The following is a 26,282-nucleotide window of genomic DNA, read 5'->3' on the forward strand; positions in this document are numbered from 1 at the left end:
TAAAGTCTGGCGACCATAGCGAGGTGGTCCCACTCCTTCCCATCCCGAACAGGACAGTGAAACACCTTAGCGCCGATGATAGTGCAGATTACCTGTGTGAAAGTAGGTCATTGCCAGACACCCCATAGAAAACCCCGATATCAAGCGATATCGGGGTTTTTGCTTTGCGCGGGAGAAAAGTGGTTGCAAGAACCATTAGTGGTTTGCGTGTTGGGTTACGCGATTATCGCTGGGCGAGGTAAACCTCGCACGCAGACTGCTAACTCAACTTACAAAAGCTATGTCACCAAGAGTTATTTAAGGCCTGCTAGTTTTGCTTTTTCCCAGTCTATGGCTTGATCTAGCGCGTCACTCAGGCGGTCGATTTCTTGCTCAAGCAGCTGCTGGTGGTCGACGACTTCTGCGACTTGGTGGCCAGCCCACGCGAGTAGTGATTTTAATGCTGCGCTGGAATCAAATAAGCCGTGCAGATAGCAGCCAAGCACTTGTTCTGTGATGATGCCATCGTGTTCATTGGCATATTTAATCAGTGGAATGGCGGTTGAATCGAGGATTTGGGTTTCGCCATGATGGATTTCGTAGCCTGTTACGGCTTCACCATTGGCGATGAGTTGCCCTGATAAATTGCGCAGCTGTTTGTCTTGTTCCAGCGATGTACTAATGGGCAGCCAGCCTAATCCTTTTGAGTTTCCCGCCTCGCCTTCCAGCCCGAGTGGATCGGCGATGGTTTGGCCCAGCATTTGGTAGCCGCCACAGATGCCGATGACTTTGCCGCCATAGCGCAGGTGTTTCTCAATTTGTTTATCCCAACCCTGCTGGCGCAGCCATGCCAGATCGCCACGGGTGTTTTTGCTGCCGGGGATGATCAGCAGATCGGCTGCTGGCAAGGGCTGGTTAGGAGTGGCATAGCTGCAATCGACGCCAGTAATGCGGCGCAGCGGGTCGAAATCGGTGTGGTTGGAAATATGCGGCAGGGTGGCGATAACGATTTTAAAGTCACCACCATTACCTGCTGTGCGGGGCACGGCGTCTTCAGCTGCGATATCTAGGCCATGCAAATAGGGAACAACCGCGATGATGGGTTTGCCGGTGGTTTGCTCAAGCCAGTCTATGCCGCCTTGTAATAATTTGATATCACCACGAAAGCGATTAATGATAAAGCCCGTGACCCTTGCTTGCTCGCTGGCAGACAAGCAAGATAGTGTGCCGACAAAGTGGGCAAACACGCCACCCCGATCGATATCGGCAACCAGCCAGACAGGGCAGTCTGCTTCTTCAGCAAAGCCCATATTGGCGATATCACCCTCCCGCAGATTAATTTCGGCGGGGCTACCAGCCCCTTCGACGATCACCCATTCGTATTGATTTTGTAAGCGCCCCCATGACTCAAACACGGCTTTTTTGGCGGTTTGCTTGTAGGCGTGGTAATCCACAGCATCTAAATTACCGATGCTTTTCCCTTGAATAATGACTTGGGCGCAGCAATCGCTGGAAGGCTTGAGGAGTACGGGGTTGAAATCGGTATGCGGGGCAATACCTGCAGCAACGGCTTGCATGGCTTGGGCGCGGCCAATTTCGCCTGCATCGCTGGTGACCGCGCTATTGAGCGCCATATTTTGTGGCTTGAACGGTGCAACTTTAATGCCACGGCGCAAGAGAATGCGGCAGAGCGCGGCTACGATGGTAGTCTTGCCTGCATCGGAGGTGCAGCCTTGAATCATAAGAGTGGGCATGGTTTTGCCTTGTGCAATATTGGGAGTTAGAAATGCTCAAATCTAAGATCTGTAGGCACTGAGAACGGGGAGATTAAAAGCTGAACACTGAGAAAACCTTGAGAGGTGTTTCAATACTGAGGGTGTGATTTCAATTACTTCCCACTTCGGGTCTGGAAATCCAGTGCCACAGCTGGATTCCCGATAAAAACACTCGGGAATGACGGTCGTGGCATTGGGGGAGATTATTTTTTAACCGCTCAGTTTGTCTCCGTGAAACTCCGTGTTCTCTGTGTCCTCCGTGGTTCAAGATTTGGGTTCTAGCGGGGCAGAGGGATAAACCACTCTTGCCCTTCGATGCTGGCGCTGCGGATTTCGCTGCGATAGAGCGCGCTGAGGTTCTGGCTATTCATGATTTCGGATCTGGGCCCTGCAAGCCATTGCCCATTGCCAAACATCAGCAGCACATGGCTTGCCCATTGATGGGCGTGGTTTGGGTCGTGGCTGATCATCAGCAGGGTTCGGCCCGCTTGGTTTTCTTCGCGCAGTACCGAAAGGGCTTGTTGCTGGTGGCGCAGATCGAGCTGTGACAAGGGCTCGTCGAGCAGGATTAGCGGGGCTTGTTGAGCGAGCGTCGCTGCAAGGCTGGCCCGACGGCGCTCGCCACCTGATAGCGTGGCCAGATCGCGGTGTTTCAGATCGCTTAAATCCAGCCTTGCTAATTGCTCATCGGCAAGGTGCAGATCATCCTGGCTTTCCCAATCCCATGGCCCTTGGTGCGGGTGACGGCCGCTGAGGACTTTTTCGATAACGGAGAGTGGAAAAGGGCAGTCATCCTGCTGGCTAAGCCACGCGATTTCTTTAGCCCGCTCATGGCCTGCCCATTTTTTTAATGGTCGTTGATTGAGCAGGATCTTGCCTGCTGCAGGCTTAAGCCATGCCGCCAAGGTGGCGAGCAGGGTGCTTTTGCCACAGCCATTTTCGCCCAAAATAAGCCAGCTTTCGCCTTTATTAATTTCAAGATTCAGATTTTTGCAAAGCAGGCGCTCGCCCTGTTGAATGGCTAAGGAGTTCAGCGATAAATGGCTCATCGTGCGACTCCCCGATGTTGTAATAACCATAAAAAAACGGGCACACCGGCCAGTGCGGTGATCACCCCAACGGGGAGTTGTTGCGGGGCCAGAATAATACGCGAAGCGATATCCGCAGCGAGTAAAACCGTACCGCCTGTGAGTGCGACCGCAGGTAAGAGCAGGCGCTGATCGTGGCCTAAAACCAGCCGCAAGGCGTGAGGAACGATTAGGCCGATAAAGCCGATCATGCCTGCTGTGGTTACCGCGATGGCCGTTGCCGCTGCGGCCACAAAGTAGAGTAGCCATTGCAATTTACGCGTATTGGCCCCGAGTGCATGGGCGGTTTGTGCGCCCTGGCTAAGCACATTCAGCTGCCGTGCCAGTGGCCAGACGAGTAAAAGCAGCACTACCAGCAGGGGCAAAGCGAGCTGCCAGCGTGCTCCGGCCAAATCACCCAACATCCAGAACACCATGCCGCGCAAGAGGCCATCGGGAGCAAGGCTGAGTAATAAGCTGGAAAGAGCCCCACAGAAAGAGGCAATCGCCACCCCGGTTAAGAGTAATCGTGCCTGGCTGCTGGATTGATCTTTGCGCGCCAAAATAAACACCAGGGTAATACTGAGCAAGGCTCCACAGCAGGCTGCGAAGTTGACGGTGCCGGCTCCCGCACCCAAGAGCATCGCCAGCAAAGCGCCGACACTGGCCCCTCCCGAGGTGCCGAGAATATAAGGATCAGCAAGCGGGTTTCTGAGTAAAACCTGCTGCAATGCACCGGCCAGCGCCAGCAAACCACCAACGGAAATCGCCGCCAAGGTGCGCGGCAGGCGTAGCTCAAGCACTACATCACGGGCGAGCGCGGCATCGGGGCCATTGCCCAGTAATTGCCATGGGCGATAGCTGGTACTGCCAAAGCAGAGGCTAAGGATGGCGGTGATCAAGAGCAGGCCGCTTAGCACAAGTAGTGTAAGGGTGAGTCTGGCCGGGGTAAGGCGGGAATGCTTCATAATTACTTTGCCTGAAAAACCAAATCTTGAATTGCTGAGAGTAATAAATAAAACCCAAATCTTGAAACACGGAGGACACAGAGAGCATGGAGTTTCACGGAGAAGATCAGAAATTTTAGGTTTTCGGCCTTCTCAATAGCGGTGGGCTACGCATTTAGCGCCCCATCATTAGCGCTTTTGCTTTTCTCTGTGTAACTCCGTGTTTCAAAATCTGGGTTTGGTTTGGGTTTAGCGCGCTTTATCAATCGCTTCGCAGAGCTTTTCTGTGCCTTCTACCAATCTTGGCCCCATGCGGCTAAGCAGGTCTTTGGGTAGGATGTAGAGGTGTTTATTGGCTTTTAGATTAGGCCAGCGTTTCCAGCGGTCTAGCCCGCTGTCTTTCACACCCGGCTCGCCGCTGGTGATGATCACATCCGGATTGGCGGCGAGTACCGCTTCATCGTCGATGGTGGGTACCAGTGCAGGCAGGTCGGCAAAGACATTGACGCCGCCACAAAGGCGCATTGCATCGGTAGTAATTTGCTCGCGGTTAATTGTCATCAAGGGCCTGTCCCATACCTGATAAAAAACACGCACTGGCTTTCTGCCCGCGTATTTTTTCTCCAGTGCGGCAAGGCTGTTGCGGTATTTGCTGGCGGCTGCCTGAGCTTCGCCCTCTTTGGCGGTTAACACGCCTAAACGTTCCATCACCGTGGGTACGTCTTCCAGTTTTTTAGAAAAGGTATAAAAAACCGGCAAGCCCAGCGTTTCGATTTGTGTCAGCTGCTTGGCGGGGTTGCCACTTTGCCATGCCACGATCAGATCCGGCTTTAAGGCGCGGATGCGTTCCAGATCAAAGCCGTTATAGCCGCCGATACGCTCGATTTTATTGGCTTCTGGCGGGTAGTCGCTGTAACTCACCGCGCCAACAATGAGTTTGCCTGCGCCGATGGCAAACAAGTCTTCGGTGGCGTGCGGGGCCAGGCTGATGATGCGTTGTGCGGGGTTGGCTAAGGTAATTTCCTGGCCTCGATCGTCTTTTACACTGACGCTGGCGATGGCGGCATGGGCCAGTAGTAGGCTGGCAAAAGTCGCATAGCGGATGTGTTTCATGCTGTCGTTCCAAAAAGGGCCGCGCTGGCAGCGGGGTTACTCATCATCCATGCATGCACATAGCTAGCGGTGAGGCTGCCCTGGCGATAGATTGCTTCACCTTGGCTGCCCAAGCGGCAAGGCGTGGCATGGCGTAATGGGTGCAGCGTGCTTTGCAATGTTGAGTAGTGAAAAGTGTGGCCACGTAGTTCGCCCGCACCTAAGTCGAAAGCTTGCATGCCAAGGGCCGAAAGGCGTTTTTGCATGGTCGCTGTGGCGTCTAAAATCCCCCACATTTTATGGGAGGTGCCATCGCTAAGTGTTAACGATGAGCAAAGCGCTAGCATACCGCCGCATTCGGCAAATACCGGCTTATCTGCTGCCAGCCAATGGCGTAAATCGTCGGCGATGCTCGGATGAGCCGCGAGTGTTGCCGCGTGTAGCTCTGGATAACCACCGGGTAAGTAGAGCGCGTCGGCATCCGGCAGGGCTTCATGGGCAAGCGGGGAGAAAAACACCAGCTCCGCGCCCATTTCGCTCAGGCAAGTTAAATTGGCTGGGTAAATAAAACAAAATGCCGCGTCGCGGGCGATGGCGATGCGTTTGCCTGTGAGCAGCGGGGCTAAAGCCGGGCGTGCAGAGGCGCTGTAATCGATGACTGGCGGCAAAGCCGCAATCGGCTGACTGGCTAAGGCATCGGCCAGTGCGTCGAGTTTTTGATCCAAATCGGGGATTTCATTCGGCAGCACCAAGCCTAAATGGCGCTCGGGCAGGGCTTCATGCTTGCCCAGCCAGCCTTGCCAATGCTCGGGCCTTGCTGATTCTTGCAGCATTTGTGCGTGGCGATCGCCTGCTACTTTATTAGCCAGTACGCCATAAAACGGCAGATCATTTTTATAGTGCGCCAGCCCGAAAGCCAGTGCGCCAAAGGTTTGCGCCATGGCGCTGGCGTCGATAATCGCTAGCACCGGCAGGCCCAAGCGGGTGGCCAGCTCGGCAGCGGAAGGCTCACCATCAAAGAGGCCCATCACCGCTTCGATCAGGATGATATCGGCGTCTTGTGCCGCATCGGCCAGCATTTGACGGCATAAATCCTCGCCTACCATCCATAAATCCAGATTGTTGACTGGTGCACCGCTGGCGTAGGCAAGCAGCATGGGATCTAGAAAATCTGGCCCACACTTAAATACCCGTACTCTGCGGCCCAAGCTGCGATGATGCCAAGCTAAGGCCGCAGTAATCGTGGTTTTGCCGCTGCCAGAAGAAGGGGCTGCGATTAGCAGGGTGGCGGTGCTTACCATTCCAAACCCTTTTGCGCCCTGATGCCTGCTTTATATGCGTGTTTTTCGTCGGCCAGTACTGTCACTGTATCGGCAATCTCGTGTAATTCTTTGACGGCGGCGCGGCCGGTGACCACTACGTGCTGCATTTCTGGACGGGATTCGATGTCTTTAATGATGATGTCTTTATCCAGATAGTTGTAGCTGAGGCAGTAGGTCAGCTCGTCCAGGACCACCACGTCGTAGCTGGCGTCGTTCAGCATGCACGCGGCGATGGCCCAGGCTTGTTCAGATTTGAGTTTGTCGGCTTCAAAATTCTGCGTTTCCCAGGTAAAGCCATCGCCCATCACATGCCATTCGCAATGCTTGCCGAGCAGGGCTTCTTCGCCGGTATCGGTACGGTTTTTAATAAACTGCACCACGCCTACTTTTAGCCCGTGACCAATGGCGCGCGCCACCATGCCAAAGGCGGATGATGATTTACCTTTGCCATTGCCAGTGAGCAAAATCATGATGCCGGTGTCGATATTGGCTTCGGCGATATGCGCATCGATAACGGCTTTTTTACGCGCCATACGGGCGGCGTGGCGGGCATTGCGTTCGGTGTTGATGGTCATGGTGATGGCTCTCCGGTCATTCGCTAACTTAAAAATATTATTTAAATAGTGCCTGCGGCACGGTGTTTTGGTGCGGTAGCCACCGCGGGGGCGTTCTTTTCTTGACGGCCAAGAAAAGAACCAAAAGAAGGCCGCCCCGGCGTCTGCGCCCCGCTGCGCGGGGTTCCCTCTCTGCGGACAATCGGCATGGCGTCAATTCAACTCGCTTCGCTCAAACACGAATTGACGACTTCCCCATGCCGCTTGTTCCTCGATCGGCTGGTCTCAGGGGGAGGTAAAAGCCCCGTGCGAAGAGCGTAGAACTTACGTTTTTTCTTTGTGTGCTACTCAAAAAGCAAATTACTTAGTACTGCTGAAGCCTTAAAGGATTACTTAATTTTCTGGTGATTTTTGATTGATATTTAGTTTTCTCCGTGAAACCCCGTGTTCTCTGTGTCCTCCGTGTTTCAAGAAGTGGGTTTTATATGCAACGGCCAATCAGCAATAATTTTTTGGATTTGCCCTAAGCCATCCCGAATCGCGGCGATGCCGGGGACGAGGAGGTCGTGGCTGGCTATTTCGAATAGCTGATTATTGGCAATAGCGGGGATGGACTGCCAGTCTGGCCTTGCCCGTACGGCATCGGCATCGAAGGGCTGGCCGCACCAGCTGCCGATGATGATATCCGGCTGTGCTGCAATAATTTGCTCAGGGCTAACGGTGCGATCTTTGGCGCGTGTTGCGTGGGATAGCTCGCTAAAAATATCGTCGCCACCGGCAATTTCGACTAGCTCGGAAACCCAGCGGATGCCGGTATAGAGCGGATCGTGCCATTCTTCAAAATAGACTTTAGGCCGCGATTTATAGCTGGCGGCTTGGGCGCGGGCGGCGTCGATATGGGACTGTAAATCGGTAATCAGAGCGGTGGCGGCTGGCTGGCAATCGAGTAGCCGCCCCAGCGTAGCGATCATGTTGAAAATGCCAGCAATGCTTTTTTGGTTGAAAAAATGTACTTCCAAACCGGCCAGCACGCATTCTTTCACCATTTCGCCTTGCAGGCTGGAATAAGCCAGTACCAGATCGGGTTTTACCGCGAGGATTTTCTCGACTTTGGCGCTGGAAAAGCCACAAATAATCGGGTGCTGTTTGGTTACGCCTTCCGGGTGACGCGAAAAAGCGCTGATGCCCGCGATGCAATGCTGCTGGCCGAGTGCATATAAAACATCAACGGTTTCGCTGGAAAGACAGGCGATTTTTGTGGGGGTGTTCATGTTTAATCCTTGTTGCACAATGCCGTCATTAATCGGGTTTTAAATTGTGCTTGCTGATGCTCTGCCACCGGCCCAAAGCGCAGGCCCTGGTGATTGTATTGATCGAACAGGCGGCACCATATTTTTTGTTTAGCGAGTTGGCGATGCAGAGCTTTGGCATTGAGCGTCGGGCACCAGTGCAGCAGCGGCAGGCTTCCGCTGGGCGTTAAATCTGCCTCGCTGAGCGTGTCTATCATCCACGCCTGATTGGCCAGCAAACGCTGTTGTTGCGCAGCTTGCCAGGCTGTATCGCTTAAGGCGATTTGCCCTGCCCACTGGGCCGGGCCGCTGATATGCCAGGGGCCGAGGGCTTGTTTTATTTCTTCTAAAAGCCGCTTTTCACAGGCGATAAAGCCCAAGCGAATACCTGCCAGCCCAAAAAATTTACCAATAGAGCGCAGAATAATTAGCCCTGTTTTACCTGCGTGTGGCAGCAGGCTAGCAGTGGGGGCGCAATCGGCAAAGGCTTCGTCCACAATCAGCCAGCCACCCTGTGCAGCTAATTTTTTATGCCACGCCAGTAGGGTTGCAGCACTAATTTGCTGGCCGCTGGGGTTGTTTGGATTGACCACGATCAGCACATCAATGGCGCTGCTTTCTAAGTATTCATCCACTTGCCCGCTGCTGATTGCGCTGACCTCATGCCCAGCCTGCTGCCACTGCCAATGATGCTCAGCATAGGTTGGGCTGATGATGGCCACGCGGCAAGCAGGGCGTAGTTTGGGCAGCAGGGCGATGCCAACCTGGCTGCCAGCCAGGGCCAGCAGGTGCTCGCAGCCGTAATACTTTTGCGCCGCAATCAGCAGGGCGTGATCTTGGTCGGGCAGACGTTGCCAGATGTGATCGGGCACGGCAGGCAAGGGATAGGCCCAAGGGGCAATGCCGCTGGAGCAGTCGATCCAGTCGGCTAAATCTCCGCCAAAGGCCGCCACTGCACGCTGGAGATCGCCTCCGTGCTGGGGCTGATTTACAGCATCCACAGCGCGCCTCCTGATAAAAGGGCGATCCACAGGGCCAGCGTTTTTTGCACCAGCATTATCCCGCGTTGCAAGTCATGGGCGTTTGGTACGGGGCCGCAGCCCAGTTGCGGGCGGGCATGCATTTCGCCGTGATACGTTGCCTCACCGCCTAAAGAAACCTGCAAAGCACCCGCACCGCTTGCCATTACCGGGCCTGCATTGGGGCTGTCCCAAAGTGGTGCCTGGCTCTGCCAGCAGGAAAACGCACTGCGGCAGTGGCCGAGCAGGGCGTAGCTGAGTGCTGTGAGGCGGGCTGGGATAAAGTTGAGTACATCGTCGGCCCGCGCTGCAATGCGGCCAAAGTGAAATAAACGCGCGGTTTTATAGCCCCACATGGCGTCCAGCGTATTGGCAAGGCGATGCAGCAGCACGCCATAGCCACCAAACAGCGCAAAGAAAAACAGGCTGGCAAAAATCGCATCTGCGCCGTTTTCTAAGGTGGATTCAAGGCCCGCTTTCGCGACGCCTGTTTCATCGAGCTGGCGGCAGTCACGGCTAACAATCCGGCTAACGGCGCTGCGGGCAGCGGCTAAATCTCCTTTACTTAAGGGGCGGGCGATGGCGAGCACATGCTCAAACAGGCTGCGTGCGCCAAGGGCAAACCACAGCGCCAAAGCGTCGGCCCACCAGCCTGTAAAATGTTTTAGTAAGGCAAAGGCGGCGAGTGATGCACCTGTCAGGAACAGCAATGCCAGCGCACCGCGCAAGATATTGTGCAGATTGGATTGGCCTGCTGTTTGCGAAAGATGGTCCAGATTAAAGCGCCGCTCCAGCTTGGACGCCAGCCAGCCAAAGCCCACCAGCGGATGAAAGCGCTTAGGCTCTCCCAGGCAAAGCTCCAGCAGCAGGCCAAGGGCGAAGGCGAATAGCCAGTGAGTTGGGTTCAGAGTCAACATCCGCTGCGCTTCACCGGCATAGGGATGCCGGCGACCACCAGCGTGACATTGGCGGCTTGCCTGGCGATATCCTGATGTAAGCGGCCAGCCTTATCGCGGAATAATCTGGCCAGGGCATTATCCGGCACGATGCCAAAGCCCACTTCATTGCTCACCAATAACAGCGTGCCACAATGTGCCGCTGCTGCTGCGATAAAGGCCTGTTTTTCTTGCGCCCAACCGCTCAGATCATCCTTGCACAGCCAGTTGGAAACCCAGAGCGTCAGGCAGTCAATCACACAAAATTGATCCTGGCTTTGGGTGAGTGCCGCAGCCAGCTGCAAGGGGGCTTCCAGCGTTTGCCAATGCGCGGGGCGTTCAGCCTTGTGCCGGATAATGCGCTCCTGCATTTCCTCGTCAAAAGCCTGAGCCGTTGCCAGCCAAAACACCGGCCCGTCGTGGGCCAGTGCTTTTGCCAGCGCGTAGCTGCTTTTGCCGCTGCGCGCCCCACCTAAAATGAGCTCGGTGCTCATTGTTGCCAGCGCAAATTAAGCATGGCGTTGCGCCCTAGCGTGCCGTAATCCTTAACCTGCTCGTATTCTTGATCAAAGAGGTTGTTAACACGCGCTTGCAAGGACCAGTCTTTATTGATTTTCCAGCTGGCAGAGAGGTTAGTCAGCGCATATCCGGCCAGCTCTTTTTTATTAGCAGCGTCATCAAAGCGGTGCCCCTGTGCTTGTATTTCTGTGCGCAGCGTCCAGGCATCTAAGGCCATGCCTGCATAGATCAGGCCAGAGTGCTTGGCGCGGCGGGCCAAACGGTTGCCGTGGTTGGCTCCTGCTGATTCATCACTTGCATCTGAATAATCGTAGCTAAAGCCTGCTAAGTAATCGCCTTGTTGCCAATCAGTCGTGAGCGTGATGCCGCGAAGCTGCGCTTCTCCCACATTCATAGGCTGAGAAAAATAAGGGCGGCTTTCTGCCCACTGAATCAAGTTGGTGACTTTATTGTTGTAGGCGGTTAAAGAAGCATTGATCGTGCCCGCGCTATAGCGAATAAAGATCTCTTTATTATTGGATTCCTCAGGACTCAAATTGGCGTTACCACTGCTGTATGGATCTTCCGGCCAATATAAATCATTGAAAGTGGGCGCTTTGAAGGCGGTGCCTGCAGTGCCGCCTAACTGCCAATCATCATTGAATTGCCAAGTTAAACCTGCACTGCCGGTGTTGTGGCGGCCAAATTGGGAGTTATCATCACTACGTGCATTTATTTGTAGCGAAACGTCGCCAAAATGCGCTAAATAACCTGCTTGCAGGCTGTTAATCCGGCGTTGATCTACGGCATAAGCCACATCACCACTGACCTTTTGTTCCAGGGTTTCTGCCCCTAATTGAAAGGTGCCCAAGCCAGTTTTTATATCATTAAGCCAGGATAATTGCGTTTGTTCGGTTTGGATACGGCTCGTTTTATCGCTGTAATCGGAGGCCGACTGAGGGGTGAATGAGGTGTTTTTATCGCTGCTGTGGCCCAGTTTGATCAGGCTGCTCCAGTTGGTCGTCAGGCGATTTTTGCTCCAGATATTGGCGCTACTATTGCGTGTTTCATCCCGATAGTCATAGTTTTGTGCGACCGGTGCGTAGTTGTCATCAAATACATAACCATCCAGCTGGTTTTTCCCCCATGCAGAAATCAGGCTGGCGCCCAGCTCATTGCCCTCGTTGATTTTATGCGTGAGAGAAAAAGACAGGCTGTTGTTTTCGTAGCCATCATCATCAGGATAAAAACCGGGGTTGCTGCTGTTTTTAATGGCACTGATGCCATCTGTTTTTGAGTGGGCTAAATTCAGCGCGTAGCGGGTGTCGTCATCGCCGCCTGAAATTCCCGCTTTAGCTTCTACGCTGTTTTGGCTGCCGTAGCCGATTTCGGCCGAAGGGTGAAAGCCTTTTTTCCCTGTTTTAGTAAAGATTTGAATCACGCCACCGATGGCATCAGAGCCATACAGGCTGGCGGCTGGCCCGCGCAGTATTTCAATACGATCAATCTGACTGAGCGGGAAATGCTGAAATGCCGCCGCACCCAGCGTGGCCGAGCCAACACGAATCCCGTCGATTAAGACCAGGGTGTGCTGGCTATTATTGCCGCGCAAAAACACGCTGCTTGGTTTGCCTGCTCCGCCGTTGCTGGAGATTTGCAGGCCAGGCTGGCGGGCCAGCAAATCGGGCAGGCTGATGGCCGCGGATTCTTGAATGCTGGCCTGATCAATCAGGGTTACGTCACCAATCACTTCGCGTGGCGATTGGGGCTGGCGTGCGGCCGTGGTAATCACAGGGGGAAGCAGGATTGTTTCGGCTTGAGCACAAAGGCTGGCGGCAAGCGTCGTCAGCATAAAGAGGGATGTACTGCGGAACAACATGATTGATCTCCTGAGCGCCATCACCCAAGAGGGGTAATGATGACAAGGAGGAGGCAGAGAGGAAACAAGGCGCAAAAGCACGATGAATCAAGCTCGCTTCGGCTACCCTGCCGCGCGTGGTTGACCTTTGCCCTGAGGGCGAAGGTTTTAAGGCCGGTCTCCGGGCTTACAAGCAGATCTGTTAATGTGAGCGCGCTCAATTTACAGACCCAATACATCACCTTCCCATCTTGCTCAGACAGTGGTTTACACGATGTATTTTTACTTGCTTACCGTTGCAGGGGCAGCACAGGATTTAAACCTGTTTCCCGTTTTACTCTTTCGAGCACCTTAGAATGGGCGGATTGTATACCTCCTCAGCACAAATTGCCTATGTACTCAATGCATGGCTGGCTGAAGGGCTTCTGTTCTGCTTATGGTTTTTGAACATAAAAGATAACGGCGATGTCATGCGGCTCGTTCCTTGTAAGTTCAGACTGCATTCTTAAAAAATGATTGGCATGAGGCAAGGCTTTTTGTCGGCGTTGTATTTTAAATTGCTCACTTTTTAGCCGCTTAATTCTTAGCTCATCACCGTTTCTCCTCCCTTCGGCTTTACACATTCTGCTGGCTAATCCATTGCCTTACGGCCTTATTGTTCCCCGCTTCCGCAAAAAATGCTTCCTTTTCTGTTGTGTAAATTTGCACGTAAATTGTTGCCGATTTTTGATAGTGGCTTTTTTGAGTGGCGAATTAGTATGCGGTCTGAATCAGCAATTCATACGGCAGGCTGGCATGGAAAAGGAAAGAATCATTCAGGAGTTTGTGCCCGGTAAGCAAGTGACGCTGGCGCATTTGATTTCACATCCAACCGAAGAGCTGGCCAAAAAAATTGGCGTGCCAACGGCTGAGGCGATTGGAATCATGACGCTCACACCGGGTGAAACCGCCATGATCGCCGGTGATTTTGCCAGCAAGGCTGCCAATATTCATATCGGTTTTTTAGACCGCTTTTCTGGGGCTCTGGTGATTTACGGATCAACCGGGTCGGTAGAAGAAGCCTTAAATCAAACCATTCTTGGCCTGCAACGTGTGCTTGGCTACACCATTTGCGTACAGACGCGCAGCTAATGCAGAAGACGATTCATTACGCCATGGTGGGCTCCGTTGCCGCAGGTAAATCAACCTTATTTCACGCCTTGCAGGGCGATGGGCTGGTGGCACAAAAAACCCAGGCATTGGAATTCGATGGCAAGGGCGGGGTGGATACGCCGGGTGAATTTTTTAATCATCCTCGTCTCTATAGCGCCTTGATCAATACCGTGAATGATGTGGATGTCCTGGTCTACGTGCATGCCGCTAATGATATGCAGTACCGGATGCCGCCGGGTTTGCTGAGTGTATATGGCGGTAAGCGGGTGCTGGGTGTGATTAGCCAAATTGATTTAGAAGATGCTGATCCTGATGCCGTTGAAGCCATGCTGCGCGAACACGGGTTTGTGGGCGAAATTTTCCAGGTTTCCAGTTATTGGCCTGAAACGGTGGCCGTACTGAAATCCTCTCTCATGGGTAGTACGGATAAAGACTGCCTACCGCAAGGAGTTATTAGAGTATGAAGCAATTGATCACCGCCGACGCCCTTCGTGCAGCACACGCCGAAGGTAAAACCCGAATCGAAATTACCCTGCCCGATTGCATTTTGACGGCAGAGGCACGCATGGTTGCTGAGCGCTTAGGGGTTGAGATTATTGAAGTGCTTGCGGGTAAAACAACTGCTTCGATGGCTGGCTCTGCACCGGTGACTTCAGCCGCCACGCCTGCAACTGAGCATGAAGCCTCACTCGCGGCGATTCGTCAGGCCGTATTGGCGCAGTTGCCCGCAGGCAGCGTGCCGGAAAACGTGATTGATCAATTGGTACGTAAAGTGGCGGCAGAGCAGGCCACTGCGGCCACGACAACGACTGCTTCGGCAGTGGCTGGCTATGAATCAATTACCTTAAAAAGCGGCATTAAGCGTGTAACAGGCAGCTCGGTAAAAATGGGCTTGCTTGAGGGGGCAGGAGCGAATCAGATCGGGATTGCCGATGTGATTACCGGTGCCGACGGCAGCACGATGGCGGCTGGTTTTATGCAATGGGAAAACAGCTTTTTCCCATGGACGCTGCGTTACGACGAGATTGATATCGTGCTGGATGGCGAGCTGCATATTCGTTGCGATGGCGAAACCGCCATCGCCAAGGCTGGCGACGTGATTTTTATTCCTAAGAATTCCAGTATCGAATTTGGCACGCCAGGCAAAGTGTCCTTTTTATACGTGGCTTATCCGGCGAATTGGCAAGAGTGCTAAGCATGATGACCTTCATTACTGAAGACTGGCTGCGTGAGCACTTTGGCCGCGCCACAGGCACCGAGATTCAACTTCCCGCACATGCGCGGCTGACGCCTGCGGCGCGCTCTTTAATTGAAGACCGCCATTTAACAGTGAAGTTTATCAATGCGGACGGCAGTGTGTTTGTAGAGCAGGCCGGTGCAGATGGTGAAGTCGTCCTTGCGCCGGTGCATGTATTGACGGGCGATGCAGAGCACCACGCCGCGCATTGCGCCCTATGCCAGCAAGTTGTTGCACGTAAATCTGCCGCGATGACGCATCTGAATGCCGGCACGATGGTGGCCAAAAATGATGAGCGTATCCGTTTACGGGGCTTACTTGATAGCACCATCGCCCTAGCGATTTGGGCACAAACAGAGTTTGATCCTCAGGGTAGGCGCAAGGCGCTGGCACATATGCTCGCGGATATTCGCTCATGGCTAGGCAATGTTTTACGTGCTGAGGTGAGTGGTGAGCCAATGCCGGCTATTACTATGGGTGATTTAGATGAAGCGCGCATTCACGCTCTGTCGCACCAGCCATTAAAAGAGCTGGGCCACGATCATATCGTTCCTGCGCTTGAGCATGGGGCAAGCATCGCCAGGCTTAATTTACTGCGTGCGCGGATTCGTGAATGCGAAGTTCAGGCCGCAGATCTTTATATTGATCGTGATTTTGATCTGGTCCGGCCTGATATTTTGCAAGCCCTTAACCGGCTTTCCAGTGCAGTTTATGTGCTGATGATTTTGGTGCTGCTGCAAGAAGCAGGCAAACCTTTGCCTAATTTGGGAGGCCATTGATGACTTTGTTAGACCAATGTCGCACCGCAGCCTTAGCTTGTCCTGCGCGTTTGGTATTTCCAGACAGCCTTGACGCCAGAAGCGTGCGTGCAGCGTTTTATTTAGCCGAAGCAGGCTATGCACAGCCGGTATTGCTGGGTAATCCCTTTGAAATGCGAGCGTTTTGCCATCAGGAGCATTTGCCGCTTGGGCGGGTGCCAATGATTGATCCGCAAACATCGGCCAGATTACCCGCGTATATCGCAGCCCTTGCGGAGCGTATGCCAGGCAAGAGCGAAGAAGAGTTAGCAGCATTATTGAAAGACCCTTTGTGGTTTGCCGGAGCGATGCTCATGGCGGGGGATGTGGATTGCGTGGTGGGCGGTAATCATTCCCCAACCAGTAATGTATTGCGTGCGGCTTTACGTGTAGTGGGTTTGGCTGAAGGCAATAAAACGGTGTCGTCGATCTTTTTTATGTTGCCGCCAGATGATGGCCAGCCTTTGGTCTTTACCGATTGTGGTGTGGTGCCTCATCCAACGCCAGCACAACTCTCTGATATTGCCATTAGCGCCGCTGATAGCTATCGGCGTGTGACGGGCTTAGAGCCGCATATTGCCATGCTGTCATTTTCGACTTTAGGCAGTGCGCGCCATGCCTCGGTGGATGCGGTACGGGAAGCCACCCGTTTGGTGCGTGAGCGCCGGCCTGATTTAAGCGTCGATGGTGAGCTGCAATTTGATGCCGCCATGGTGCCGGAAGTGGCCGCGCAAAAAGCCAAAGACAGCCCGGTGGCCGGGCGTGCCAATGTGCTGGTTTTTCCAAGCTTAGAAGCAGGCAATATTGGCTACAAAATTGCTCAGCGTATGGGCGCATATACGGCACTAGGCCCAATGATTCAGGGGCTGTGCCTGCCTTACCACGATTTGTCGCGTGGCTGTACCGCAGAAGATATGGTGCAAGTCAGCCTGCTGGCAATGAAGATGGCCCCATCGGGTGACGCACGATCACAGCCAGATTTGGCCGTGGCCGGGCTGACCCGAAGTTAATTTGTTTTAGATTTAACCACCCTTAAGGAGTTTGAAAATGGAAGCACTTGGCATGATTGAAACACGCGGTATGGTCGCTCTGATTGAAGCTTCCGATGCGATGGTCAAAGCGGCTCGTGTAAAGCTGGTCGGTGTGAAAAGCATCGGTGGCGGCTTAGTGACAGCCATGGTTCGTGGTGATGTGGCTGCATGTAAAGCGGCGACAGATGCAGGTGCAGCAGCGGCTCAGCGTATTGGTGAGTTAGTTTCTGTGCACGTTATCCCACGTCCGCATTCTGATTTGGAAGATGTTTTTCCAATCAAGATGGATAGCAAGGATTTCGACTGATCTGGTAGTACCCCTGCCGGTGCGCTGAGGCGCGTCGGCTCACCTTGCTGTTGATTTCCCTCTGAATTCTGGAAATGCCGAAATAGCAGGCAGGGAATTGCTTTGCCTGAATTTTATGAATTGGAGCTCGTTATGAGGCTGGGTGTGGTTGTTGGACAGGTTGTTTCAACCGTTAAACATGCGGCTTTAACGCGTGAACGTTTGTTGTTAGTAAAGATGATTGATGCCAGTGGTGTGCCCAGTGGCGAGATGCATGTTGCGGCAGACAGTATCGGCGGAGGCAATGGCGAATGGGTGCTGCTGGTTTCTGGTAGCTCGGCTCGTGAATCGACCAGCGAAGGTGCTCCGGTCGATCTGTGTGTCGTGGGCATTATTGATGAAGTCGTACTCGATGGTGCTGTGGCTTATCACAAGTAAGCCCGTGTTTGAGTACAGAACAGGAGACAGATTGTGGATTTGAAAGCGAAGGAAATAGAACAGGTTGTTCGGGCGGTGATTGCCTCGATGCAGCCAGCCTCTGCCGTAGCAGCGGCCCCTGTAGCAAAGCTGCCAGCTGGCGTGTTTGCTGAACTTGACGACGCTGTTGCCGCCGCAATCGAAGCCCAAAAAGCATTATCTTCCGTTTCGATGCGCCGCTTAGTTGTGGCTGCGATTCGCAGCGCTGGCGAAGCCTGTGCAAAAGAGCTGGCCGAAATGGCTGTGGCTGAAACCGGCATGGGCCGTGTTGATGACAAGATTACCAAGAATATTTCTCAAGCCCGCCTCACTCCAGGCGTGGAATGTTTAGAAGCCAAAGTGCTGACTGGCGATGACGGCCTCACCATTATCGAAAACGCTGCATGGGGGGTGATTGCTTCTGTAACGCCATCCACCAACCCCGCCGCCACCGTGATTAACAACGCGATCAGCATGATTTCTGCGGGCAATACCGTGGTGTTCGCCCCGCATCCAGCCGCTAAGAAAACCTCGCAACGTGCCATTACCGTTTTGAATGAAGCCATTGTGGCGGCGGGCGGCCCGGCCAATACGCTGGTGACGATTGCCAAGCCAACACTGGAAGCCGCTCAGCGCTTATTTAAATATCCGGGCATTCATTTATTGGTGGTGACCGGGGGTGAGGCGGTGGTTGATGCCGCACGCTCGAATACCGATAAACGCTTGATTGCGGCAGGTGCAGGTAATCCACCTGTGGTGGTGGATGAAACGGCTGATCTTGCCCGCGCAGGTAAGAGCATTGTTTGGGGCGCCTCGTTTGATAACAACATGATCTGCGTGCTGGAAAAAGAAGTGATCGTGGTGGACAGCGTGTGCGACGCGCTAAAAAGCGAGATGAAAAAAAATAAAGCCGTTGAATTGACGGCCGAGCAAGCAGAGCGTTTGCAAAAAATATTGCTGACCAAGGTCGATGAAAGCGGCCACGGCACGGTGAGCCGCGATTGGGTGGGCCGTGACGCCACCAAGATTGCTGCAGCGATTGGTCTGGATGTACCCGCCGATACGCGTTTGCTCTTTGTAGAAACCCCCGCCAGTCATCCCTTTGCAGTGACCGAGCTGATGATGCCTGTGCTGCCGGTGATTCGCGCGCCAAACGTGAATGTCGCAATTGATCTGGCCGTGAAATTAGAAGGCGGCTGCCGTCATACCGCAGGGATGCACTCACGCAATATCGACAATCTGGATCGCATGGCCAATGCCGTGAATACCAGCATCTTTGTCAAAAATGGCCCCCATTTGGCTGGTTTAGGTTTTGGTGGTGAAGGCTGGACCACGATGACGATTTCTACCCCAACCGGTGAAGGCGTTACCTCGGCGCGCAGCTTTGTTCGTCTGCGCCGCTGTGTGATGGCCGGCAACTTCCGCATCGTGTGATGAGATGACCACCATGATTCCTCGTGATATTCAAAGCTGGTTACAGCCTCGTTTAGATTTAGCGCATGCATTACTAAACGATGCAACGCCTGCCGGGGCAGAGCCTGTGATGGCCCTGGGGATTGATTTAGGTACCAGCGACGTGGTGTCTATGGTGGTCGATCAAAACGCCCAGCCTTTGGCCGTGTGCCTCGATTGGGCAGATGTGGTGCGGGACGGCATTGTTTGGGATTTCTTTGGCGCAGTGACCATCTTGCGCCGTCATCTGGATACCTTAGAAACCATCTTTGGCCAGTGTTTCAGCCATGCTGCCACCTCGTTTCCACCGGGTACGGATCCGCGAATTTCGGTCAATGTGCTGGAAGCCGCCGGGCTGAATGTGATTGGTGTTTGTGATGAGCCCTCAGCGGTGGCGCATCTGTTGCAGCTCGATCGCGCTGCGGTGGTGGATATTGGTGGCGGCACCACGGGGATTGCGGTGGTGGAAGGCGGGCGGGTGATTTACTCGGGTGACGAGCCTACGGGTGGCCATCATATTTCGCTGACGCTCGCAGGTAGTTTGCGCATGGCCTTAGAAGACGTCGATGTGATTAAAAAAATGCAGGGTAAAGACATCTGGCCGGTGGTAAAGCCGGTATTCGAAAAGATGAGCGATATCGTGCGTGATCATCTGGCGGGGCATGAGGTTGCAGATCTTTATCTGTCGGGCGGCTCTTGCACCATGCCGGGCGTGCAATCGCTCTTTGCCCATGAGTTTCCCAATCACCGGGTTCATCTGCCCCGGCACCCTATTTATTTGACGCCACTGGCGATCGCTGCTTACGCCTTAAGTATCGTTGCAGAGGATGGAAATGCCCATGTTTAATCAAAATGAGATGAATAGCGCGATTTATCAAACGATTGATTTGATTAACGCACAAGCAGTGAGCACTTTTAATGTGCCACCGACCACCTTAATGGGGGCAGGAGCCGTTGCCAAAGCGGGGGCCGCTTTAAGCCAGCGTGGCATCGTGCGCGCCTTTGTTTTGATTGATGAGTTCTTATTAAAAAATGGCCTGGCCGATGGCTTGTTCCGCTCGCTGGAGCGGCAAGGCATTGCATGGGAAGCAATGGCTTATCCACAGGGCGAGCCAGATAGCGCAAAAGTGGAAGCCGCATGTGCACAGCTGCGCGCCAGTGTTTGTGATGCGGTGATTGCATTTGGCGGCGGCTCGGTATTGGACACCGCCAAGGCGATTGCGGTGCTGGCTTTGCATCCCGGGCTGGCGGTGGCTCAGTTGGTTGATCCGGCCAATATCAGCCGTGGTCGTTTGCCGCTTGTTGCGATACCAACGACCGCAGGTACAGGGTCAGAAGCCAGTAATGTTTCGGTGATTACGGATTCTGTTACCCACATCAAGCAGCTGATCCTGCATGAAACCATGTTGCCTGATTTGGCCATTATTGATGCCAGCTTAACGCTTGCCGTGCCTGCATCGCTAACGGCAGCAACTGGTGTAGATGCGCTGACGCATGCCATCGAAGCGTATGTGGCGCTTGGCACTAATCCGCTGACACAGGCGCTGGCCTATCGGGCGATTGGCCTGATTGGGGAAGCTTTGCCGGTTGCGGTTGGGCAGGGGAATAACGCCGCCGCGCGTGAAGCCATGATGCTGGGCTCTTATCTTGCGGGGATGGCGTTTTCCAATGCGGGCCTTGGTTTAACCCATGCGATGGCGCATCAGATTGGCGCTCGTTATGGCATTCCTCATGGCGTGGCTAATGCCTTACTGCTGCCTTCGGTTATGCACTTTAACCGCTTAGTTTGCAAAAAATCCTATGGCGAATTGGGCTTGGCCTTGCTTGGGCATGTGCTTTCAGACATCGAGCTGATCGCTGCCGTGCAAGCGCTGATTATTGAAGTCGGCCTGCCCGCCAACTTACAAATTGCCAGTGTAAACCCCGGTGATTTTGCAGAAATGGCCGATGCCGCGCTGATCGATGTGTGCGCCGCCAGCAATCCAAGGAGCGCAACACGCGCGCAAATTATTGAGATTTATATGCACGCCTGGCAACGCTAAGGCATCGATAAATATTGAGATTTATAAAGACGCCTTGCAACGCTAGGGTCTGTTGACGTTTCATTCACAATTGCGCTGAGCCGGAAAACGGCCAAGCACAAGGCATGCGACGAAGGCAATAACTGGTTATTGTCGAGGAGCATAACGCAGTGAATGGCCGTTTTCCGGCTCAGCCCCATCGCTGAGCGAGGAAAACCCCTCGCACGCAGAGGGTTGACTGCATTTTTGGGGCTGCACATCGTTAAAAATCGCTAATGGTACTCGTGCCATGTCGCAATTTTTGCCTTGTTCAGCCCCAAAACTGCAGCCAACGCAGCCGTGCATGAAACGTCAACAGACCCTAAGGCATCGATAAATATTGAGATTTATAAAGACGCCTTGCAACGCTAAGGCATCGATAAATATTGAGATTTATAAAGACGCCTTGCAGCGCTAATACATCGATAAATCTTGAGATTTATAAGGATGTTTGGCAGCGCTAAGGCATCGATAAAAGGGCATCGCAGCCATGGTGGCTGTTAGGGCTTTGATCTAGAGGGGAAGTAAGCATGGGTATCAACGACATAATCATGTGGTTCATGATGATCTTTATGATCATTGCCGCGTTTGACCGAATGCTGGCGCAGTTTGGTGGCTCGGAGGCCGTCTTGGGAAAGATTGGCCTTGGCTCGGTGGGGCGACAAATTGGTGGGTCGGGTGCTCAATTTGATGAAGGCTTTATGGCGATGGGCGCTTTGGGCCTGGCCATGATCGGGGTGATTGCTTTAGCGCCGGTGTTGGCCACTTTGCTTGGCCCCGTGGTGATTCCGCTTTATGAAGCGGTGGGCGCAAATCCCGCCATGTTTGCCGGAACTTTGCTGGCTAACGATATGGGTGGCTATTTCTTAGCTAAAGAATTAGCTAATGGCGATACTGCGGCCTATCTGTATTCCGGCTTATTGCTGGGCGGAATGATGGGGGCAACCGTGGTGTTCCACATCCCGGTTGCGCTGGGCATTATCGAAAAAGAAGATCGTCGTTTTCTGGCGCTGGGCATTATGGCCGGCATTATCACGATTCCCCTTGGCTGTATTGCGGGCGGTTTGGTGGCCATGGGAATGGGCGTTGCTGTGAATGGCCAAGTGGCTGATTTCAATGTGGCGATGCTGCTGAAAAATATGATTCCAGTGATTATTGTGGCGGCATTGCTGGCGCTGGGCCTGAAGTTTATGCAAGAGAAAATGGTTGCTGGCTTTCAGATTTTTGCCAAATGCCTCGTGGTGGTGATTACCTTTGGCTTGGTTTTGGCTGTACTTGAAGTGACCGTTGGCTGGACCATTATTCCTGGTATGTCGCCTATTTTCTCCAGCTCCGGCCAGGGCGGTGAGATGCTGGGTATTGAGAATATCGGCTTTATTGCCTGCGTATTGCTGGGCGCTTACCCGATGGTCTTTATGCTCACACGCTGGTTTGATAAGCCCTTAATGCGCGTGGGTAGCTTGCTGGGTATGAACGATACCGCTGCGGCAGGTTTGGTGGCGACACTGGCAAATTCAATCCCGATGTTTGGCATGCTGGCCAGGATGGATAACCGTGGCAAGGTCATTAACGTGGCCTTTGCAGTGTCTGCCGCCTTTACGCTTGGCGATCATTTGGGTTTTACCGCAGGCAATATGTCGGCAATGATTTTGCCGGTGATCGTGGGTAAATTATTTGGTGGTTTTACTGCCGTCGCCCTGGCAATGAAACTGGCTCCTAAAGATGATGTGACTCCAGCGGCTAAGCCCGTGAGTCAGTTGTCACATGCTTAAGGAGCAGCAGATGTCACGCCGGCAAATTCAAAGTGTGGGTATCGATATCGGGACCACCACCACCCAAGTGATTTTCTCGAGACTCGAGTTGATTAATCGGGCCGGTGTCTCGCAGGTGCCGCGTTATGAGTTTTCTAAGCGTGACATCGTGTACGTCAGCCCCGTTGTGTTTACCCCCATCGATTTTGAAGGGCGGCTTCGTGAGGATGAACTCGCAGCCTTTATCCGTGAGCAGTACGCTGCGGCGGAGATGGATCAGCAGCGTGTTGAGTCCGGCGCGATCATCATTACAGGTGAAACGTCAAAGGCCAAAAACGCCCGCGCTGCGGTACTGGCTTTGGCCGAAGAGCTAGGCAATTTTGTGGTGGCCAGTGCCGGGCCGCATCTTGAATCGGTGATTGCTGGCCACGGCTCAGGCGCGGGTGAGCTGTCTAGCAGGGAAACCAGCCGGGTCGTCAATATTGATATTGGCGGTGGTACATCGAACTATGTGGTGTTTGAGGCGGGCAGAGTGATTGATAGCGCCTGCCTTAATGTGGGTGGCCGCCTTATCGAGCTGGATGAGCAGGGGCGTGTGCGGCAGGTGCATGCACCCGCACGCCTGATTTGCACCGAGCTATTTGGTGCGGGCTTTGACTCTCTTAAATTAGATCGTGCGGGCATAGAGCGCGTGGTTTATCGCATGAGCGAGCTTTTATTTGAAGTGCTGATTGGCGAGCCATCGCCCTTAGCGCGTGCGCTTTTAATGACCGATTGCCTGCACCCAAGCAAGGCTTACGACAGCGTGATGTTTTCGGGCGGCGTGGGCGAGTGCTATTACCACCCCGCCGCCGATGTGCATGCCTTTGGTGATATTGGCCCATTGCTGGCACTGGCAATGGATGGGCATGTGGCTTTATCTAAGCAGCCTATTCAGCGGCCTGCACAAACCCTCCGGGCAACGGTAATTGGCGCTGGTGCTCATACCTTGTCCTTATCGGGCAGCACCATTTGGCTGAATCACCGGCATTTACCGGTGCGCAATATTCCTGTTGTTCATCCTTTGATTGAATGGAGCGAAGTCACGCCGGGAGCCTTGGCTACCGAGTGGGCACACGTCGCCATGCTGATGGATATCGATCTGCAACACGATTTTTTTGCTTTATCCCTGCCTCGGGATTTGCCGCTGTCTTATTTGCAAATTGAGGCCTGTGTGGATGAATTAGCGGCATTCGGGCGGCTTTATCCCAATGCAAACCATCCCCTCCTTGTGACTGCCCGTCAGGATTTGGGCAAGGTTTTAGGGATGCTGTTACAGCCGCATCTTGTTGGCCGCGAATTGGCCGTGATTGATGAAGTGGAAACTTGTGATGGTGATTACATCGATATCGGTGAGCCTTTATTTGGCGGCGATATCGTTCCGGTCACCATTAAATCTCTGGCATTTCCTTCTTAGTTCAGGTGATAGATATGAAATTGAAGACCCAGTTGTTTGGTAAGACATACCAGTTTCGGGATGTCAAAGATGTGCTGGCGAAAGCCAATGATCCCCGCTCCGGCGATATTTTAGCTGGCGTGAGTGCGGCCAGCTCGCAAGAGCGTGTGGCTGCCAAGCATGTGCTTTCTGAAATGTCGGTGGCGGATCTGCGCAACAACCCCGTGATTCCTTATGAAGACGACTGTGTGACGCGGATTATTCAGGACGATATTAATGTCGCCGCTTACAACAGCATTCGCAGTAAAACTATTGCTGAATTGCGCGAATATATTTTGTCGGACACCACCAGCGTGGCAGACATTGATTTTATGCGTAAGGGCCTGAGCTCTGAAACGGTGGCTGCGGTTGCAAAGCTCTGCTCAAACGCAGATTTGATCTACGGCGCAAAGAAAATGCCGGTGATTAAACATGCCAATACCACGATAGGTTTGTCTGGCCATTTTAGTGCGCGTTTGCAGCCAAACGATACGCGTGACGATGTGCGCAGTATTGCGGCGCAGATGTATGAAGGTTTGTCTTATGGCTTAGGCGATGCCGTGATCGGGATTAACCCTGTAACCGATAATGTCGAAAACGTCACACGGATGCTCAATACCGTATACGAGGCGATTGATAAGTTTGCCATTCCTACCCAAGGCTGCGTGCTGGCGCATATGTCGACCCAGATCGAGGCGATTCGTAAGGGCGCGCCGGGAGGGCTGATTTTCCAAAGTATTTGCGGTAGCGAAAAAGGCTTAAAAGAATTTGGCGTAACTCTGGAGCTGATGGATGAGGCGCTGGAAGTGGGCCGCCAATACAACCGGCTTGCTGGGCCAAACTGCCTGTATTTTGAAACAGGGCAGGGCTCGGCACTTTCGGCCAATGCGCATAACGGTGCAGATCAGGTCACGATGGAAGCTCGTAATTACGGCCTTGCCCGTCATTACGACCCATTTTTGGTGAATACGGTGGTGGGCTTTATTGGGCCTGAGTATCTCTATAACGATCGCCAAATTATGCGTGCCGGCTTAGAAGACCATTTTATGGGCAAACTGAGCGGTATCTCGATGGGGGTGGATTGTTGTTACACCAACCATGCCGATTCTAATCAGAGCGCGAATGAATCTTTGGCTATTTTGCTGGCCACTGCAGGCTGCAATTTCATTATGGGGATGTCGATGGGCGACGACATTATGCTGAATTATCAAACCATGGCATTCCACGATACCGCCACAATTCGTCAGTTGCTTAATTTACGCCCAGCGCCAGAGTTTGAAGCATGGATGGAGAAAATGGGCCTGATGGAAAACGGTATCTTGACGCCGCGTGCTGGTGACTCGTCAATCTTCTTTTAATTTCAGGGTGTAAAAATGGACAAGATGCAAATTGATGAGATTGTACGTGCCGTAATGAGGCAGCTTGCTGCAGAGCCTGCTGGCACAGAGGCTGAAGTGTGTCAGAGCAATATGGATCAGGCCAGCTTGCCTGATTTGGGTGGCGAAGCGTTTCGTACCTATATGGGCGTAGAAAATGCGCATCGCCCTGAAGTGCTGCAAGAGTTTCGTAATTGCACTGCTGCCCGGGTGAATACAGGCCGTGCCGGGCCACGGCCTCGCACTACCGCTTTGCTGCGTTTTCTGGCGGATCACTCGCGCTCAAAAGACACGGTATTAAAAGAAGTGCCGCAAGAATGGGTAGAAAAGAAAGGTTTGCTGGCACTGCAAAGTGAAATCAGCAGCAAAGATCAGTATTTAACACGCCCAGATTTAGGCCGCCGCCTTTGCGCTGAATCGCTGGCGCTTTTGAAAAGCAGCTGTAAGCAGCAGCCTGATATACAGGTTGTGATTTCGGATGGTTTATCGACCGATGCCATTACCGTCAACCTGGATGAAATTTTGCCGCCGCTGTTAAAGGGCTTGGAAAGCGCAAACCTGAATGTGGGGACGCCGCTCTTTGTACGCTATGGCCGCGTTAAAGTACAAGACCAGGTGGGGGAAATTTTAGGCGCAAAAGTAGTGATTTTATTAGTCGGAGAGCGCCCCGGCCTAGGGCAATCCGAAAGTATGTCTTGCTACATGATCTACAACCCAACGGCAGAAACGGTTGAGGCGGATCGAACTTGTTTTTCTAATATTCACCGGGGGGGCACTCCGCCCGTTGAGGCTGCCGCTGTCATCGTTGATTTAGCGAAGCAGATGCTGGCAAAAAAAGCGTCTGGCATGTCCCTCAGCCGTTCTGCATAAGGAGT

At 53.3% G+C, this 26,282-nt stretch carries 25 protein-coding genes, 1 rRNA gene and 1 riboswitch; of the genes, 15 read left to right on the top strand and 11 right to left on the bottom strand.

The window, feature by feature from the left end; genetic code table 11:
• Positions 1-5 precede the first annotated feature (5 nt).
• Positions 6-119, top strand: a 5S ribosomal RNA gene (gene rrf, locus CSQ88_RS09105).
• Positions 120-293: 174 nt separating this feature from the next.
• Here rrf and CSQ88_RS09110 read toward each other — a convergent pair.
• The 11 genes from CSQ88_RS09110 to CSQ88_RS09160 all read right to left on the bottom strand — a co-directional run bounded on the left by CSQ88_RS09110 (position 294) and on the right by CSQ88_RS09160 (position 12,356).
• Complete coding sequence (locus tag CSQ88_RS09110; RefSeq protein WP_180273606.1) at positions 294-1,733, bottom strand: cobyric acid synthase; 1,440 nt, start codon at positions 1,731-1,733, stop codon at positions 294-296.
• A gap of 299 nt (positions 1,734-2,032) precedes the next feature.
• Positions 2,033-2,803: an ABC transporter ATP-binding protein gene (locus CSQ88_RS09115; RefSeq protein ID WP_180273607.1), complete on the bottom strand. Its 771-nt coding sequence runs from the start codon at positions 2,801-2,803 to the stop codon at positions 2,033-2,035.
• Positions 2,800-3,789 carry an iron ABC transporter permease gene (locus tag CSQ88_RS09120; protein ID WP_099397801.1) on the bottom strand — a complete coding sequence of 330 codons (990 nt, stop codon included), beginning with the start codon at positions 3,787-3,789 and terminating at the stop codon, positions 2,800-2,802. Before CSQ88_RS09120 ends, CSQ88_RS09115 begins: the two co-directional genes overlap by 4 nt.
• Positions 3,790-4,017: 228 nt before the next feature.
• Complete coding sequence (locus CSQ88_RS09125; protein WP_099397802.1) at positions 4,018-4,881, bottom strand: cobalamin-binding protein; 864 nt, start codon at positions 4,879-4,881, stop codon at positions 4,018-4,020.
• A complete protein-coding gene (locus CSQ88_RS09130; RefSeq protein WP_099397803.1) occupies positions 4,878-6,161 on the bottom strand; it encodes a cobyrinate a,c-diamide synthase in 1,284 nt (427 codons plus the stop codon). The genes CSQ88_RS09125 and CSQ88_RS09130 overlap by 4 nt, the downstream gene beginning before the upstream one ends.
• Positions 6,155-6,757, bottom strand: coding sequence for a cob(I)yrinic acid a,c-diamide adenosyltransferase (gene cobO / locus CSQ88_RS09135; protein ID WP_099397804.1), 603 nt, complete (start codon positions 6,755-6,757; stop codon positions 6,155-6,157). Before cobO ends, CSQ88_RS09130 begins: the two co-directional genes overlap by 7 nt.
• A 446-nt stretch (positions 6,758-7,203) precedes the next feature.
• Positions 7,204-8,007 carry an ABC transporter substrate-binding protein gene (locus CSQ88_RS09140; RefSeq protein WP_099397805.1) on the bottom strand — a complete coding sequence of 268 codons (804 nt, stop codon included), beginning with the start codon at positions 8,005-8,007 and terminating at the stop codon, positions 7,204-7,206.
• Between the two features lie 2 nt (positions 8,008-8,009).
• Entirely contained in the window at positions 8,010-9,026 is a 1,017-nt protein-coding gene (gene cobD, locus CSQ88_RS09145; protein WP_180273608.1) for a threonine-phosphate decarboxylase CobD, read from the bottom strand.
• The gene (locus CSQ88_RS09150; protein WP_099397807.1) at positions 9,014-9,961 is read right to left on the bottom strand and encodes a CobD/CbiB family cobalamin biosynthesis protein; all 948 of its coding nucleotides are present in this window, start codon (positions 9,959-9,961) and stop codon (positions 9,014-9,016) included. The genes cobD and CSQ88_RS09150 overlap by 13 nt, the downstream gene beginning before the upstream one ends.
• On the bottom strand, positions 9,955-10,473 hold the full coding sequence (gene cobU / locus CSQ88_RS09155; RefSeq protein ID WP_099397808.1) for a bifunctional adenosylcobinamide kinase/adenosylcobinamide-phosphate guanylyltransferase: 519 nt from the start codon (positions 10,471-10,473) through the stop codon (positions 9,955-9,957). The genes CSQ88_RS09150 and cobU overlap by 7 nt, the downstream gene beginning before the upstream one ends.
• Entirely contained in the window at positions 10,470-12,356 is a 1,887-nt protein-coding gene (locus CSQ88_RS09160) for a TonB-dependent receptor domain-containing protein (protein WP_180273609.1), read from the bottom strand. Before CSQ88_RS09160 ends, cobU begins: the two co-directional genes overlap by 4 nt.
• Positions 12,357-12,489: 133 nt before the next feature.
• Positions 12,490-12,704: riboswitch (cobalamin riboswitch) on the bottom strand.
• A 426-nt stretch (positions 12,705-13,130) separates the two neighbouring features.
• On the opposite strand from CSQ88_RS09160, the gene eutS reads away from it, so the two are divergent.
• From eutS to eutC, 14 genes are all read left to right on the top strand, one after another.
• Complete coding sequence (gene eutS, locus CSQ88_RS09170; RefSeq protein ID WP_099397811.1) at positions 13,131-13,466, top strand: ethanolamine utilization microcompartment protein EutS; 336 nt, start codon at positions 13,131-13,133, stop codon at positions 13,464-13,466.
• Positions 13,466-13,951, top strand: coding sequence for a EutP/PduV family microcompartment system protein (locus CSQ88_RS09175; RefSeq protein ID WP_099397812.1), 486 nt, complete (start codon positions 13,466-13,468; stop codon positions 13,949-13,951). Before eutS ends, CSQ88_RS09175 begins: the two co-directional genes overlap by 1 nt.
• Complete coding sequence (gene eutQ / locus CSQ88_RS09180; RefSeq protein ID WP_099397813.1) at positions 13,948-14,682, top strand: ethanolamine utilization acetate kinase EutQ; 735 nt, start codon at positions 13,948-13,950, stop codon at positions 14,680-14,682. The genes CSQ88_RS09175 and eutQ overlap by 4 nt, the downstream gene beginning before the upstream one ends.
• 2 nt (positions 14,683-14,684) lie before the next feature.
• Positions 14,685-15,503 (top strand): ethanolamine utilization cob(I)yrinic acid a,c-diamide adenosyltransferase EutT, encoded by an 819-nt coding sequence (gene eutT, locus CSQ88_RS09185; RefSeq protein WP_099397814.1) that lies wholly within the window; start codon positions 14,685-14,687, stop codon positions 15,501-15,503.
• Positions 15,503-16,531, top strand: a complete 1,029-nt coding sequence (gene pta / locus CSQ88_RS09190; RefSeq protein ID WP_099397815.1) for a phosphate acetyltransferase — start codon at positions 15,503-15,505, stop codon at positions 16,529-16,531. Before eutT ends, pta begins: the two co-directional genes overlap by 1 nt.
• A 37-nt stretch (positions 16,532-16,568) precedes the next feature.
• On the top strand, positions 16,569-16,859 hold the full coding sequence (gene eutM / locus CSQ88_RS09195; protein ID WP_099397816.1) for an ethanolamine utilization microcompartment protein EutM: 291 nt from the start codon (positions 16,569-16,571) through the stop codon (positions 16,857-16,859).
• Positions 16,860-16,991: 132 nt separating this feature from the next.
• The gene (gene eutN, locus CSQ88_RS09200; protein WP_099397817.1) at positions 16,992-17,276 is read left to right on the top strand and encodes an ethanolamine utilization microcompartment protein EutN; all 285 of its coding nucleotides are present in this window, start codon (positions 16,992-16,994) and stop codon (positions 17,274-17,276) included.
• A 33-nt stretch (positions 17,277-17,309) separates the two neighbouring features.
• Positions 17,310-18,728 carry an aldehyde dehydrogenase family protein gene (locus CSQ88_RS09205; RefSeq protein ID WP_218963048.1) on the top strand — a complete coding sequence of 473 codons (1,419 nt, stop codon included), beginning with the start codon at positions 17,310-17,312 and terminating at the stop codon, positions 18,726-18,728.
• A gap of 13 nt (positions 18,729-18,741) precedes the next feature.
• Positions 18,742-19,593 (top strand): ethanolamine utilization protein EutJ, encoded by an 852-nt coding sequence (gene eutJ / locus CSQ88_RS09210; protein WP_218963049.1) that lies wholly within the window; start codon positions 18,742-18,744, stop codon positions 19,591-19,593.
• Positions 19,586-20,788: an iron-containing alcohol dehydrogenase family protein gene (locus tag CSQ88_RS09215; RefSeq protein ID WP_099397818.1), complete on the top strand. Its 1,203-nt coding sequence runs from the start codon at positions 19,586-19,588 to the stop codon at positions 20,786-20,788. Before eutJ ends, CSQ88_RS09215 begins: the two co-directional genes overlap by 8 nt.
• 548 nt (positions 20,789-21,336) lie before the next feature.
• Positions 21,337-22,578: an ethanolamine utilization protein EutH gene (gene eutH, locus CSQ88_RS09220; protein ID WP_099397819.1), complete on the top strand. Its 1,242-nt coding sequence runs from the start codon at positions 21,337-21,339 to the stop codon at positions 22,576-22,578.
• A 10-nt stretch (positions 22,579-22,588) separates the two neighbouring features.
• Positions 22,589-24,013, top strand: a complete 1,425-nt coding sequence (locus CSQ88_RS09225; RefSeq protein ID WP_099397820.1) for an ethanolamine ammonia-lyase reactivating factor EutA — start codon at positions 22,589-22,591, stop codon at positions 24,011-24,013.
• A gap of 14 nt (positions 24,014-24,027) precedes the next feature.
• Positions 24,028-25,389 (top strand): ethanolamine ammonia-lyase subunit EutB, encoded by a 1,362-nt coding sequence (locus tag CSQ88_RS09230; protein WP_099397821.1) that lies wholly within the window; start codon positions 24,028-24,030, stop codon positions 25,387-25,389.
• Positions 25,390-25,404: 15 nt separating this feature from the next.
• A complete protein-coding gene (eutC, locus tag CSQ88_RS09235) occupies positions 25,405-26,277 on the top strand; it encodes an ethanolamine ammonia-lyase subunit EutC (protein ID WP_099397822.1) in 873 nt (290 codons plus the stop codon).
• Positions 26,278-26,282 lie beyond the last annotated feature (5 nt).

The sequence above is a fragment of the Iodobacter sp. BJB302 genome (assembly GCF_002735645.1).
In the GTDB taxonomy this organism is placed as follows: domain Bacteria; phylum Pseudomonadota; class Gammaproteobacteria; order Burkholderiales; family Chitinibacteraceae; genus Iodobacter.